12 protein-coding genes are annotated in these 14,118 nt (G+C 73.9%); 5 read left to right on the forward strand and 7 right to left on the reverse strand.

Going from position 1 to position 14,118, the window contains the following annotated elements:
* The 4 genes from icmA to C7C46_RS11150 all read right to left on the reverse strand — a co-directional run.
* On the reverse strand, positions 1-1,633 hold a 1,633-nt coding region (gene icmA, locus C7C46_RS11135), incomplete at its 3' end, for a coenzyme B12-dependent isobutyryl-CoA mutase large subunit (RefSeq protein ID WP_110668352.1).
* 133 nt (positions 1,634-1,766) lie between these two features.
* On the reverse strand, positions 1,767-2,105 hold the full coding sequence (locus C7C46_RS11140; RefSeq protein WP_110668353.1) for a DUF3817 domain-containing protein: 339 nt from the start codon (positions 2,103-2,105) through the stop codon (positions 1,767-1,769).
* 49 nt (positions 2,106-2,154) lie between these two features.
* Positions 2,155-2,718: a MarR family winged helix-turn-helix transcriptional regulator gene (locus C7C46_RS11145; RefSeq protein WP_110668354.1), complete on the reverse strand. Its 564-nt coding sequence runs from the start codon at positions 2,716-2,718 to the stop codon at positions 2,155-2,157.
* A gap of 56 nt (positions 2,719-2,774) precedes the next feature.
* On the reverse strand, positions 2,775-3,092 hold the full coding sequence (locus tag C7C46_RS11150) for a DUF3817 domain-containing protein (RefSeq protein ID WP_110668355.1): 318 nt from the start codon (positions 3,090-3,092) through the stop codon (positions 2,775-2,777).
* Positions 3,093-3,297: 205 nt separating this feature from the next.
* Between C7C46_RS11150 and C7C46_RS11155 the strand changes: the two genes are divergently transcribed.
* Complete coding sequence (locus C7C46_RS11155; protein WP_245984351.1) at positions 3,298-4,083, forward strand: DUF2127 domain-containing protein; 786 nt, start codon at positions 3,298-3,300, stop codon at positions 4,081-4,083.
* A gap of 70 nt (positions 4,084-4,153) precedes the next feature.
* Positions 4,154-4,660, forward strand: a complete 507-nt coding sequence (locus C7C46_RS11160; RefSeq protein WP_110668357.1) for a MarR family winged helix-turn-helix transcriptional regulator — start codon at positions 4,154-4,156, stop codon at positions 4,658-4,660.
* 19 nt (positions 4,661-4,679) lie between these two features.
* On the opposite strand, the gene meaB is transcribed toward C7C46_RS11160, so the two are convergent.
* Together meaB and C7C46_RS11170 are read right to left on the reverse strand one after the other, a co-directional pair.
* Complete coding sequence (gene meaB, locus C7C46_RS11165) at positions 4,680-5,636, reverse strand: methylmalonyl Co-A mutase-associated GTPase MeaB (protein WP_110668358.1); 957 nt, start codon at positions 5,634-5,636, stop codon at positions 4,680-4,682.
* 32 nt (positions 5,637-5,668) lie between these two features.
* A complete protein-coding gene (locus C7C46_RS11170; protein WP_110668359.1) occupies positions 5,669-6,874 on the reverse strand; it encodes an acetyl-CoA C-acetyltransferase in 1,206 nt (401 codons plus the stop codon).
* A 210-nt stretch (positions 6,875-7,084) separates the two neighbouring features.
* Between C7C46_RS11170 and mce the strand changes: the two genes are divergently transcribed.
* The 3 genes from mce (at position 7,085) to C7C46_RS11185 (ending at position 13,188) form a co-directional block, all read left to right on the forward strand.
* Entirely contained in the window at positions 7,085-7,519 is a 435-nt protein-coding gene (gene mce / locus C7C46_RS11175; RefSeq protein WP_110668360.1) for a methylmalonyl-CoA epimerase, read from the forward strand.
* Positions 7,520-7,842: 323 nt separating this feature from the next.
* Complete coding sequence (locus tag C7C46_RS11180) at positions 7,843-12,153, forward strand: hypothetical protein (RefSeq protein ID WP_110668361.1); 4,311 nt, start codon at positions 7,843-7,845, stop codon at positions 12,151-12,153.
* Between the two features lie 105 nt (positions 12,154-12,258).
* Positions 12,259-13,188, forward strand: coding sequence for a coiled-coil domain-containing protein (locus C7C46_RS11185; protein ID WP_110668362.1), 930 nt, complete (start codon positions 12,259-12,261; stop codon positions 13,186-13,188).
* Positions 13,189-13,263: 75 nt separating this feature from the next.
* Here C7C46_RS11185 and C7C46_RS11190 read toward each other — a convergent pair whose 3' ends face one another.
* A complete protein-coding gene (locus C7C46_RS11190; RefSeq protein ID WP_110668426.1) occupies positions 13,264-14,037 on the reverse strand; it encodes an alpha/beta fold hydrolase in 774 nt (257 codons plus the stop codon).
* Between the last annotated feature and the right edge of the window lie 81 nt (positions 14,038-14,118).

Genomic DNA, 14,118 nt, shown 5'->3' on the forward strand with positions numbered 1-14,118 from the left:
TGGCCTCGGCGCGCACCGCCTGCAGCATCGCCGGGATCATGTTGGAGCCGTCCCGGGCGGCCGCCAGCATCGCGTCCAGCCCGGCCCGCACCGCCGCCTCGTCGCGCGCGGCCCGGCGCTCGGCCAGCACCCGCACCTGCTCGCGCTCCACCTCGTGGCTGACCCGCAGGATCTCCAGCTCCGGGGTGACCGACTTGGGGAAGCAGTTGACCCCGACCACCCGCTTGGCGCCCTTCTCCACCTGCTGCTGGTACTGGAAGGCGGCCTCGGCGATCTCGCCGGTGAACCAGCCCTCCTCGATCCCGCGCAGGATGCCCGCGGTCATCGGCCCGATCGGGTGGTCCTCGCCGCCCTTGGCGAGGCCGCCCTTCTCCAGGATCCGGGCGAAGATCTCCTCGGCCTGCGCCTCGATCCGGTCGGTCAGCGCCTCCACGTACCAGGAGCCGCCCAGCGGGTCGGCCACGTTGGCCACCCCGGTCTCCTCCATCAGCACCTGCTGGGTGCGCAGCGCGATCTCCGCGGCCTGCTCGCTGGGCAGCGCCAGCGTCTCGTCCAGGGCGTTGGTGTGCAGCGAGTTGGTACCGCCGAGCACCGCCGCCAGCGCCTCCACCGCGGTGCGCACCACGTTGTTGTAGGGCTGCTGGGCGGTCAGCGAGACGCCGGCCGTCTGGGTGTGGAAGCGCAGCCACTGCGCCTTCTCGGTCTTGGCCCCGTACCGCTCGCGCAGCCAGCGGGCCCAGATCCGGCGGGCCGCGCGGAACTTGGCGATCTCCTCGAAGAAGTCCAGGTGGGCGTCGAAGAAGAAGGACAGGCCGGGGGCGAAGACGTCCACGTCCAGGCCGCGGGACAGGCCCAGCTCCACGTAGCCGAAGCCGTCGGCCAGCGTGTAGGCGAGCTCCTGGGCGGCCGTGGCCCCGGCCTCGCGGATGTGGTAGCCGGAGACCGAGAGCGGCTTGTAGGCGGGGATGCCCTCGGCGCAGTACTCCATCAGGTCGCCGATCAGGCGCAGGTGCGGCTCGGGCGCGAAGAGCCACTCCTTCTGCGCGATGTACTCCTTGAAGATGTCGGTCTGCAGGGTGCCGTTGAGCACGCCCGGGTCGACTCCCTGGCGCTCGGCGGCCACCAGGTACATGCAGAAGATCGGCACCGCCGGACCGCTGATCGTCATCGAGGTGGTGACCTCGCCCAGCGGGATGCCGTCGAACAGCACCTCCATGTCGGCGGCCGAGTCGATCGCCACCCCGCAGTGGCCGACCTCACCGAGCGACTTGCCGTCGTCGGAGTCGTAGCCCATCAGGGTGGGCATGTCGAAGGCGACCGAGAGCCCGCCGCCGCCGGCCTCCAGGATCATCTTGTAGCGCTCGTTGGTCTGCTGGGCGTTGCCGAACCCGGCGAACTGGCGGATGGTCCAGTTCCGGCCGCGGTAGCCGGTCGCGTGCAGGCCGCGGGTGTACGGGTACTCCCCGGGCCAGCCGATCCGCTCGAAGCCCTCCTGGTCCTGGCCGGCCGGCGGGCCGTACACCGGCTCGACCTCCTCGCCCGACAGGGTGGTGAAGTCGGCATCGCGCTTGCGGGCGCTGTCGTAGCGCTGCTGCCAGCGCTGCCTGCCGCGCTCGATCTCCTCGGCGTCCATGGGCTCCGCTCCGGGTCAGGTAGTAGGACGTCCTAGAAATTTACTCGGACGTCCTACTATTTGTCGATGGCTCGCCGGACGCGACAGGCCCCCGCCGGTCCGGCGGGGGCCTGTCGCGTGCGGTGCGGGGTGCTCAGGCGCTGACCGGCTGCTTCGCGGGGGCGGCCGCCCCGGCCGCGGCGGCCTCGCGGACCACCCGGCGCTCGGCGACGAACGAGGCGAACGGGATGCAGCCCGCCGCCAGGGTGAAGAGCAGCCGGCCCAGCGGCCACTTGAGCTTCTGGCCGAGCAGGAAGGTCACCACGAAGTACCCGATGTACAGGTAGCCGTGCAGCATGGCCACGTAGGTGGTCAGGTCCTTGGCGCCGCCGAAGCCGTACTTCGCGATCATGAAGCCGCAGAAGATCAGCAGCGCGCAACCGGTGGCGATGGCCAGCGCCCGGTACCAGGCGAGCAGGGGGGAGGGCTTCATGAGGGGCGGCCTTCGGCTAGACAGACGGGCAAGAAGAGGGTAACCGCCTTTACGGGGCGGCCTCGGCGGGGGTCGCAGCGGGGGTCTCGTCGACCGGCTCGGCCGGGGTGTCGGCGAAGTCGCCGGCCGCCACCCGCAGCGGCTTGAGCAGGTCGAACACCTGGCGGCACTGCTCCTCGTCGTAGCTCTCCAGGCCGAACTCGATGGCCATCAGCTCGCGGGTGGCCCGCTCCACCACCTCGCGCCCGCGCGGCGTGATCGTGGCCAGCACCCCGCGCCCGTCCAGCGGGTTGGGCCGCCGGGAGACCAGTCCGGCCTTCTCCAGCCGGTCCACCGTGTTGGTCACGCTGGTCGGATGGACCATCAGCCGCTCGCCGATCTTGGACAGTGACAGCTCGCCGGTCCGACTGAACGTCAGCAGCACCAGCGCCTCGTACCGGGCGAAGGTCAGCCCGTACGGCTTGACCACCGCGTCCACCCGGCCCAGCAGGATCTGGTGGGCGCGCATCACCGAGGTGATCGCCGCCATCGCGGGCACCTGGCCCCAGCGCCGGGTCCAGAGCTGGTCGGCGCGGGCGATCGGGTCGAAGTCGAGCGAGAGGGGTTTGGCCACCTCCTCACCGTACCGGCGGGCCGCCGGGCGGTTGCCGGGCGGCCCGCATGGTGGGATCAGGCCGTGGCTGCGGCTGCCACCGGCTCGCCGCGCTCCTCCTTGGCCAGCATCCGCTCGGCGAAGAAGCCGCCGGTGGGCAGCACCGACAGGACCAGCAGCAGCAGCGCCCGCTTGGCGGTCCACTTCTGCTTCTGCCAGGCCAGGCCGAGGAAGGCCACGTAGGCGATGAAGAGCATGCCGTGGACCATGCCCATCACCGGCACCGCGTCGAAGCTGGTGGTCCGCTTCAGCACCGAGCAGACCAGCAGGAGGATGAAGGACAGGCCCTCGGGGCCGGAGACGAGTCGCAGCCGGTGGGCGGCACTGTTCTGCATGGCGGGGTACCTCACGGAGGACGACGGGGGCAGCGCTTGTGAACCGGGGCACAAGCCGTCGCCCATTATGGGCGCCGCCCGCCCGGCGACCACCGCCGGGGGCCCCGCGGGTGCCGGAGGTCACAGTCGTGGTGGCCGCTCGGACGGCCTCGCTATCCTGCTGCCGCACGGCCCGGTGGCGGGCCAGAAACCGGGGGGACACACCTTGTTCAAGCACGACTGGAACCGCCGCACCTGCGCCCGGCGCGGCCACCTGACCTACGCACCCACCGAGCCGGCCCTGCGCGAGCGGCTGCACGTGGCCACCGCGGCCGGCGAGGCCTGGCGCTGCCTGCGCTGTGGGGACTTCGCCCTGGGCGCCCCGCACGGCTCGGGGCCGGCCGACCAGGCGCCGCTGGTGCCCCGCGGCAAGGCGCTGCGCGACCTGTTCGTGCTGCGCTTCCTGGCGGTGGAGCGGGCGCTGCGCGGCGTGCTGGGCATCCTGGTCGCCTGGGCGGTCTGGCGGTTCGCCAACAGCCAGGACGCGGTGCACCTGCTGTTCGACCGCAACCTGACGGTCTTCCGCCCGGTGGCCGACCACTTCCACTGGGACCTGGAGCACTCCTCGGTGGTCGACACCATCCGCAGGACCTTCGACTACAAGAAGACCACCCTGACCTACGTGGCCGGCGGCGTGCTGGCCTACTCGCTGATCGAACTGGTCGAGGGCGTGGGCCTGTGGTTGAACAAGCGCTGGGCGGAGTACCTGGCGGTGATCGCCACCGCCGCCTTCCTCCCGCTGGAGGGGATGGAGCTGATCCACCACGTCAGCCCGGTCAAGCTGGTGACCATCGCGGTCAACGTCGCCGCCGTACTGTGGATCCTGCTCTCCAAGCGGCTGTTCGGCCTGCGCGGCGGCCACCGGGCGTTCGAGGCGCAGCGGCACTCGGCCTCGCTGCTGGAGGTGGAGCGGGCCGCGGTCGCGGCGCCGTCGCAGACCACGGCGGCCTGAACCGCGGCGGCCCGGACGGCGGGAACCTGAAGTTGTAGAAAATTGAACAACCTCGGGTATCATGAACGACATGGACACGCACGCCACCGAGCCGGCCGCCGACCCCGCCGAGGACGACGCCCCCTGGCTGACTGCCCGGGAGCAGCGGCTGTGGCGCGCCCACCTCGAGGTCAGCAAGCTGCTGGAGTACCAGCTCAGCCGCGAACTCCAGCAGCACGACCTGGCGATCAACGACTACGAGATCCTGGTGGTGCTCTCCGAGTCCCCCGACCGGCGGATGCGGATGACCGACCTGGCCACCGCCACGCTGCAGTCCAAGAGCCGGCTCTCGCACCAGATCACCCGGATGGAGAGCGCCGGCCTGGTGCTGCGCCAGGAGTGCCCGGGCGACCGGCGCGGCCTGTTCGCGCACCTGACCGAGCAGGGCTGGCAGACGCTGCGCAAGGTCGCCCCGGACCACGTGCGCAGCGTCCGCGCCCACTTCATCGACCGCTTCGAGGACGACCAGCTGGACGCCCTGTTCGAGGCGCTGGCCCCGATCGCCGAGCACCTGCGCGGGCTGCGCGGCCGGGGCTGACCACCCGTCGGGCCCGGCCCTAACGGTCCGTCACGCCGGCCACCAGCCGGTCCGCCGCGCCGTACGGGTCCAGCCGGCCGTCGGCCACCTGCTCGGCCAGCGCGTCCAACTGCCGGTCGCCGCGCAGGTCGCCGATCCGCGAGCGCAGCTGGGCCAGCGCGATCACCTCGATCTCCTGCGCCGCCCGGCGCCGCCGCCGTGCGGCCAGCTCGCCGTGCTCCTCCAGCCAGGCGCGGTGCTTCTCCAGCGCCTCGACCACCTCGTCGACGCCCTCGCCGCGGGCCGCCACCGTCTTGACGATCGGCGGGCGCCAGTCGCCCGGCCCGCGCGCCTCGCCCAGCCCCAGCATGTGGCCCAGCTCCCGGGCGGTGGCGTCGGCGCCGTCCCGGTCCGCCTTGTTGACCACGAACACGTCGCCGATCTCCAGGATGCCCGCCTTGGCGGCCTGGATCCCGTCGCCCATCCCCGGCGCCAGCAGCACCACGGTGGTGTCGGCCTGCGCGGCCACCTCCACCTCGGACTGGCCGACCCCGACGGTCTCCACCAGGATCACCTCGCAGCCGGCCGCGTCCAGCACCCGCAGCGCCTGCGGCGCCGTCCAGGACAGGCCGCCCAGGTGGCCGCGGGTGGCCATCGAGCGGATGAACACCTCCGGGTCGGTGGCGTGGTCCTGCATCCGCACCCGGTCGCCGAGCAGCGCACCGCCGGAGAACGGCGAGGAGGGGTCGACCGCCAGCACTCCCACCCGCTTGCCGAGCCGGCGGTAGGCCGACACCAGCGCCGAGGTGGACGTCGACTTCCCGACCCCGGGCGAGCCGGTCAGCCCCACGGTGTAGGCCTGCCCGGTGTACGGCGCCAGCGCCGCCATCGCCTCGCGCAGCTGCGGCGCGGCGTTCTCGACCAGCGAGATCAGCCGGGCCACCGCCCGCGGACGGCCCGCGCGGGCCTGCTCGACCAGGGTCGGTACGTCGATCATGGAACGGTCTCTCCCCTTCGCGTCGGGCGCCGTCAGGCCTTGGGCACCCGGATGATCAGCGCGTCGCCCTGGCCGCCGCCGCCGCACAGCGCGGCCACGCCGGTGCCGCCGCCGCGCCGGCCCAGCTCGAGCGCCAGGTGGAGCACCACCCGGGCGCCGGACATGCCGATCGGGTGACCCAGCGCGATCGCCCCGCCGTTGACGTTGACGATGTCGGCGCTGACGCCCAGGTCGGCGGTCGACTGGTGGGCCACCGCGGCGAAGGCCTCGTTGATCTCGATCAGGTCGAGGTCCGCGACCGTGATGCCCTCCTTGGCCACCGCATGCTTGATGGCGTTGGACGGCTGGGACTGCAGCGAGTTGTCCGGGCCGGCCACGTTGCCGTGGGCGCCGATCTCGGCGATCCAGCTCAGGCCCAGCTCCTCGGCCTTGGCCTTGCTCATCACGACCACCGCGGCGGCGCCGTCGGAGATCTGCGAGGAGGTGCCGGCGGTGATCGTTCCGTCCTTGGTGAAGGCCGGGCGCAGCTTGGCCAGCGTCTCCACCGTGGTCTCGCCGCGGATGCCCTCGTCCTGCGAGAACAGCACCGGCTCGCCCTTGCGCTGCGGGATCTCCACCGGGACGATCTCGGCGTCGAAGACGCCGTTCTTCTGCGCGGCGGCGGCCCGCTGGTGCGAGCGGGCGGCGATCTCGTCCTGCACCTCGCGGCCGATGCCAAGGCGGGTGTTGTGCTTCTCGGTCGACTCGCCCATCGGGATGTTCTCGTAGGCGTCGGTCAGGCCGTCGTGCGCCATCGCGTCCAGCAGCTGGATCGCGCCGTACTTGTAGCCCTCGCGGGACTTGGGCAGCAGGTGGGGGGCGTTGGTCATCGACTCCTGGCCGCCGGCCACCACGATGTCGAACTCGCCGGCCCGGATCAGCTGGTCGGCCAGCGCGATGGCGTCCAGGCCGGACAGGCAGACCTTGTTGATGGTCAGCGCCGGCACGTTCAGCGGGATGCCGGCGGCCACGGCGGCCTGGCGGGCCGGGATCTGGCCCGCGCCGGCCTGCAGCACCTGGCCCATGATCACGTACTGGACCTGGTCGCCGGTCACCCCGGCCCGCTCCAGGGCGGCCTTGATCGCGAAGCCGCCGAGCTGGGCGCCGGAGAAGTCCTTCAGCGAGCCGAGCAGTCGGCCCATCGGGGTACGGGCTCCCGCGACGATCACGGAGGTGGTAGCGGTGGAAGCGGTAGGCATGGCACGAGCCCCTTCGCACGTTCGGCCAACGAGTCCGTCCGGCGGTGAGGCACGACGACGGGCCCGGGGAGAGGGATGCTGCTCAATGTACTGACGTGTAACCCGGGCGTCACCGCACCTTCGGTGTGATCAGGCTCGCACGCGGCCCGCTGGCGCCCGCCCGGGCAGCTGCGCTGCACTGGTCCGACCCCATCCCTCAGGAGGCTTGACGTGTTGACCCGGATCGACCACATCGGCATCGCCTGCTTCGACCTCGACAAGACGGTCGAGTTCTACCGTGCCACCTACGGCTTCGAGGTGTTCCACAGCGAGGTGAACGAGGAGCAGGGCGTGCGCGAGGCCATGCTCAAGATCAACGACACCGACGACGGCGGGGCCTCCTACCTCCAGCTGCTGGAGCCCACCCGCGAGGACTCCACGGTGGCCAAGTGGCTGGCCAAGAACGGTGAGGGCGTCCACCACATCGCCTTCGGCACCGCCGACGTCGACGGGGACGCCGCGGACATCAAGGCCAAGGGCGTGCGGGTGCTCTACGAGGAGCCCCGGCGCGGCTCGATGGGTTCGCGGATCACCTTCCTGCACCCGAAGGACTGCGGCGGCGTGCTGACCGAGCTGGTCACCTCCGCGGAGTCGGACGGCCACTGACCCGTCGGTAACCTGTCCAACCCCGGCCCTGCCCGGTTACAGGCCCGCTCCGGCCCACTACACTGCCCAGGGTCGCGGGGAGTCCGAATCCAGGGCACGGCTGAACGGTCGCAGTTCGGATCTGTCACCATTCTCCACAGGCAAGAGTTCGCCCAGGAGTCCGAACCGGTCCCGGGAGCGCGGTCACCGCGCCCCACCGGCCACGACTCCGACCACGGCCCGGGTTTCGCCCGCGCGACCGCGGATGCAAGGACCGGATCACCCGGCCCCGATGGGGCCGGCACCGGTCGAGGACGCGACCAGGAGATGGATGGGACCGCGCAGTGCGGGGCAACGACCGCTACGAGGTTGATGATCACCTCTCCCAGTTCGAGGCCGAGATGGACCGGCTTCGCAAGGAGCGGGACAAGACCGTCGAGCATGCCGAGGACCTCGCCTACCAGGTGGAGGTGCTCCGGGCCAAGCTGCACGAATCCCGTCGGCAGCTGGCCCAGCCGCGCGCTTTCGACTCCGTCTCCGGTCAGGCCGAGCAGCTGCTGCGCACCGCCGAGCTCCAGGCCCAGCAGCTGCGCGCCGACGCCGAGCGGCAGCTGCGCGAGTCCCAGGCGGCCACCCAGCGCCTGATGGCCGAGGCCGCCGAGCGCACCGCCCGGCTGGAGGCGGAGCTGCAGGCCCGCCGCCGCCAGCTCGAGGAGGAGCTGCTCGAGCTGCGCCGGGCCGCCGAGCAGCACGTCAACGAGAACGTCAACTGGGCCGAGCAGACCCGGGCCGGCACCGAGCAGGAGGCCCAGCGGCTGCTGGCCGAGGCCCGCGCCGAGTCGGACCGGATGATGGCCGCCGCCCGGGCCGAGGCCACCGCCCTGTCCGACCAGGCCCGCGCGCAGACCGCCGCCGACGTGGACGCCGCCCGCGGCGAGGCCCAGGCCGCCGCCGAGGCCGCGCTGCTGCGCGCCCAGACCGACGCCGAGCGGCTGCTGCGCTCGGCCGCCGAGCAGGCCCAGCAGGCCAACGCCGAGGCCACCCACGAGGCCAGCCGTCACCTGGCCGGGGCCCAGGCCGAGGCCGAGCGCAAGCTGGCCGCCGCCGAGCAGCAGATCGCCCAGCTGCAGCAGGAGGCGGTGCGCGACCGCGAGCAGGCCGAGGCCGCCGCCGCCCGGGCCGCCGCCGAGATCGAGCGGCTGCGCGAGGAGGCCCGGCTGGAGGCCGAGCGGGCCCGCCAGGAGGCCACCGAGCTGCGCGAGCAGGCCGCGCTGGCCGCCGAGCAGCTGCGCGCCGACGCCGAGGCCACCGCCTCCCGCAAGGTGGCCGACGGCGAGGCCGCCAGCGAGCAGCGCTCGCAGACCGCCAAGGCCGAGGTGGCCCGGATGGTGGCCAAGGCCACCGAGGAGGCCGAGCGGGTCAGGGCCGAGGCCGCCGAGTTGCTGGCCCGGGCGCAGACCGCGATGGCCGAGGCGGAGGCCGCCAAGGCCGCCGCCGACGACGAGAACGCCCGGCTGCGCACCGCCGCCGAGTCGGTGGCCACCCAGCTGCGCGAGGAGGCCGAGTCGGCCATCGCGGAGCAGCGCGCCGAGGCCGCCGCGCTGGTCGCCGAGGCCCAGGCCGCCGCCGAGGCGGTCCGGGCCGAGGCCCGCGAGCAGGGCCGGGCCGAGGGCGCCAAGGACGCCACCGTCCACCTGGCCAAGGCCGCCCGCAGCGCCGAGGAGGCGCTCTCCCGGGCCACCCAGGACGCCGAGGCCACCCGGGCCGAGGCCGCCGCCGAGGCCGAGCGGATCCGCGGCGAGGCGGCCGCCGAGGCCGAGCGGCTGCGCGAGCAGGCCCAGGCCGCGGTCGAGGAGGCGCAGAACGCCGCACTGGACGACGCCGCCGACATCCGCGCCCGGATGGAACAGCTGCAGGACGAGGCCGCCGCGCTGCGCGCCGAGGCCGAGCAGCTGCGCGCGCACGCCGCCGCCGAGGCCGACAAGGTGCGCGGCGAGGCCCGCCGGCAGGCGGTGGCCCAGATAGAGGAGTCGGCCAAGAGCGCCGAGGAGCTGCTCACCAAGGCCAAGGCCGACGCGGACGAGCTGCGCGAGGGCGCCGCCGGCGAGATCGAGCGCCAGCGCGCCGCGGCCAAGGAGCAGGCCGCCCAGACCCAGGCCCGGGCCGAGCAGACCCTGCAGCGGGCCGCCGCCGAGGCCGAGAAGCTGGCGGCGGCCGCGGCCCAGCAGCACAAGGACGCGCTGGCCGCCGCCAAGGCCGCCGCCGCGGAGAACCGGGCGGCCGCCGAGCAGGAGACCGCCGAGCTGCGCCGCGAGGCCGTCGCCTATGACCAGCGGGTACGGGCCGAGGCCGAGGCCGCCGCGACCGCGGTGCAGACCGCCGCCCAGCAGGCGGCCGAGGAGCGCGAGGCCCAGGCCCGCGCCGAGGCCGACCGGCTGCGCGCCGAGGCCGAGGCCGAGGCCGCCGCGCTGCGCGAGGAGAGCCGCCGGGCCGCCGAGCAGGCCGCGGTGGCGCTGAATCGCGAGCAGGAGGAGACGGCCGCCGCCCTGACGGCCGCTCAGCAGGCCCGCGAGCAGGCCGAGGCGGCCGCCGCCGAGCTGACCGCACGCACCGCCGCCGAGACCGCCGAGCTGGTCGCCACCGCCGAGCGGGAGAGCATCGAGCTGCGCGAACTCGCCGCCGCCGAGGCCGCCGCCGAGCGCGCGGCCGCCGCCACCGAGGCCGCCCGGGTGCGGGCCGAGGCCGAGGCCGAGGCCACCGCGCTGCGCGCGCAGGCCGCCGAGCAGTTGGAGCAGGCCGACAGCGCCGCCGCCACCGTCCGCGCCGAGGCCAACGAGGAGGCCGCCGCGCTGGTGGCCCGCACCGCCGAAGAGGTGGCCGGCCTGCGCGCCGAGGCCCTCGATGCGCTGGAGCAGGCCCGGCTGGAGGCGACCGGCGCCACCGCGGCCGCCACCGCCCGGGCCGCCGAGCTGGTCGCCACCGCCGAGGACGAGGCCGCCCAGGTCCGCCAGTCGGTGGCCGGGCTGCACGAGCGGGCCGCCGAGCAGGTGGCGGAGCTGGTCGAGCGCACCGAGCGGGAGAGTGCCGAGGACCGCGAGCGGACCGCGGCCGAGCTGGCCGAACTGCGCGCCGCGGCCGAGCGGGAGACCACCGAGCTGCGCGAGCACACCGCCGCCGAGGCGGAGCGGCTCAGCACCGAGGCCGAGCAGTACGCCGAGCGGCTGCGCGCCGAGGCCGAGGCCGAGGCCGCCCGGGTGGTCGGCGAGGCCCGCGAGTACGCCGAGAGCCTGCACGCCGAGGCCGACCAGTACGCGGCCCGGCTGCACGCCGAGAGCGAGGAGCAGGCCCGGGTCACGGTCGCCGAGGCGCAGGCCCTGGCCCAGCGCACGGTGGCCGAGGCCGAGGAGCGCGGCGCCACCCTGGTCGCCGAGGCGGAGCAGTTCGCCAACCGGCTGCGCGCCGAGACCGAGGAGTACGCGGGCGCCACCCGTGCCTTGGCGGAGGAGTACGACGCCACCACCCGCAGCAACGCGGAAAGCTACGACCGCACCGTCCGCGAGCAGGCCGAGCAGTACGACTCGGCGACCCGGGCGCAGGCCACCGCGGTGCTGGAGAAGGCCTTCGCGGACGCCGAGTCGCTCGGCGAGGAGGCGCAGACCACCGCGCTGGCCACCACCGCCGCCGCCGAGGAGCAGGCCGACGCGATGGTGGCGGCGGCCCGCAAGGAGGCCGACCGGCTGGTGGCGAGCGGCGAGGCGGCCGGCCAGGCCGAGGTGGAGCGGGCCCGGGCGGACGCCGACGCGCTGCTCTCCGAGGCCCGCCGGGACGCCACCGCTATCCGGGAGCGGGCCGAGGAGCTGCGCGAGCGCACCGAGGCCGAGGTGGAGGCGCTGCACGAGCGGGCCCGCAAGGAGAACGCGCAGGCGATGAAGAGCGCCGGCGAGCGGGTGGACACGCTGGTGACGGCGGCTCAGGAGCAGCTCTCCGAGGCCGAGGAACAGGCGCGGACCGCGGTCGCCGAGGCCGAGGAGCGGGCCGCCGCCCTGGTGGCCGCCGCCGAGGAGCGGGCCGCCGAGCTGACCTCGCAGGCCTCCGCGGAGGCCAGCAAGGTGCGGATCGCCGCGGTGCGCAAGGCCGAGGGCCTGCTGAAGGAGGCCGAGCAGAAGCTGACCGACTCCGCCGCCCGGGCCGAGGCACTGAAGATCAAGGCCGAGGAGCGGCTGCGCGAGGCGCAGGACCAGGCCGAGCGCGAGCTGGAGGACGCCGCCGAGGAGGCCGGCAAGCGCCGCCGGGCGGCCGAGCAGACCGCCGCCGAGCAGCTGCGGCTGGCCGAGGAGGAGGCGGACCGGATCCAGACCGCGGCCCGCGCCGAGGCCCAGCGGGTCACCGCCGAGGGCCGCCGCGAGCTGGACGAACTGGTGCGCCGGCGCAAGGACATCAACACCGAGATCTCGCGCGTGCAGGACGTGCTGTCCGCGCTGGAAGCTTTCGAGGCGCCGTCCTCCGCCCAGCCGGCGGCGGCGACTCGCGAGACGGGTGCCAAGGCGCCGGCCGCCAAGGGCCCCAGTGGTGCCAACGGGGGATCAAAGGCGGGCGCTGGAGTGGGCGCCCCCCGTTCGAGTGGTGGCAGGTCCGACCGGACACCACCCGATTGAGCGGACATTGTCCGACAGCCATAGGCTTTTTGCCTACGACACTCCGGTAACGTGTCAGGATTCCCTCAACCACCTCATTGGTTTGACGACAGGAAGCCCAGCCCCATGAGCGACAGTCACTCCCCTCACGGCTTCGACCTGGTGCGCCGTGGGTACGAGCGTGCCCAGGTCGACGAGCGGATCACCAAGCTGGTGGCCGACCGTGACAGCGCATTGTCCCGAATCAGCGCCCTGGAGAAGCGGATCGAGGAGCTCCACCTGGAGACCCAGACCGCTCAGGCCGCGGTGACCGAGGCGGAGCCGTCCTACGCCGGCCTCGGTGCCCGGGTCGAGAAGATCCTGCGGCTGGCCGAGGAGGAGGCGAAGGACCTGCGTGAGGAGGCCCACCGCGCCGCCGAGCAGCACCGCGAGCTGGCCGAGGCCGCTGCGCAGCAGGTCCGCACCGAGGCGGAGAACTACGCCAAGGACCGCAAGGCCAAGGCCGAGGACGAGGGTCTGCGGATCGTCGAGAAGGCCAAGAGCGACAGCTCCCAGCTGCGCGCCGAGGCCAACAAGGACGCCCAGAACAAGCGCGAGGAGGCGGACGCCCTCTTCGAGGAGACCCGCACCAAGGCCGCCCAGGCCGCGCTGGAGTTCGAGACCAACCTGGCCAAGCGCCGCGAGCAGTCCGAGCGCGACCTGGCGGCCCGTCAGGCCAAGGCCGAGAAGCGGCTGGCCGAGATCGAGCACCGGGCCGAGCAGCTGCGCCTGGAGGCCGAGAAGCTGCGCACCGACGCCGAGCGCCGGGCCCGCCAGACCGTCGAGACGGCCCAGCGCCAGTCCGAGGACATCGTGGCGGACGCGAACGCCAAGGCCGACCGGATCCGCAGCGAATCCGAGCGCGAGCTGGCGGCCCTGACCAACCGTCGGGACTCGATCAACGCCCAGCTCACCAACGTGCGCGAGATGCTGGCCACGCTCACCGGTGCGGCCGTCGCCGCGGCCTCGCTGCCGAACGACGACGCGCTCGGCGTGCCCGCCCAGCAGTCCCGCTGACCCTGCGTCAGCAGTACGACGGCCGTGGGCCCCACCCGTTCGGGTGGGGCCCACGGCCGTTCTGCCGTCACCCGGTCAGCCGACCCGGCGCAGTAGCGCGTTGACCGCGGCGTTGAACGCGGCCGGCGCCTCCAGCGCGGCCAGGTGCCCCGCCGCGGGGATCACCGTGAGCTCGGCGTCCACCAGCACGTCGGCCAGCTCCTCGGCGTCCGCCACCGGGGTCAGCCGGTCGTCCTGGCCGACCACCACCGCGGCCGGCACACCCAGCGCCGCCAGCGTCTCGAAGGCGGCCTGCCGCCCGGCCATCGCGCGCTGCGCCCAGGCCACGCCCGCCGGGGTGGCCGCCGCGATCAGCGCGCGCACCTCCTTGGTCAGCTGCTCGCCCGCCTCGGCACCGAGCAGCGAGGCGTCGAACTGCTCCTCCAGCAGCAGCGCCACGCTCTGCCGAGCCAGCACCGCGGCGGCGATCCGCTCCCGGTTGGCCAGCGCCGCCGGTGCGTCGGTGGACGCCTTGGTGTCGGCCAGCAGCAGTCCGGACACCCGCTCGCCGTGCCGCCGGGCGAAGGCCATCGCCAGGTAGCCGCCCATCGACAGCCCGCCGATCACCGCCTGCGCCAGCTCCAGCCGGTCCAGCAGCGCGGCCAGCGCGTCGGCCCAGACGTCCAGCGAGGGCTCGCCCTGCGGCGCCGGGGAGGTGCCGAAGCCGGGCAGGTCCACCGTCAGCACCCGGGCCCGGTCCAGCGAGCCGTCCGACTGCCCGCGCCACATCGCCGAGTTGAGCGGGAAGGCGTGCAGCAGGAGCAGGGGGGTGCCCGGGCCGCCGGTGTCACGAAGCGTGAGTTCGGTCATGGCGTCCACCGTAGGGGCTTCCCGAAAAGCGGCATAATGCGGGCTCGCTTGTCTGAATTGTCATAACCTGACGAGGAGTGA

It is taken from the genome of Streptomyces tateyamensis (assembly GCF_003205575.1).
GTDB classification, from domain to species: Bacteria; Actinomycetota; Actinomycetes; order Streptomycetales; family Streptomycetaceae; genus Kitasatospora; species Kitasatospora tateyamensis.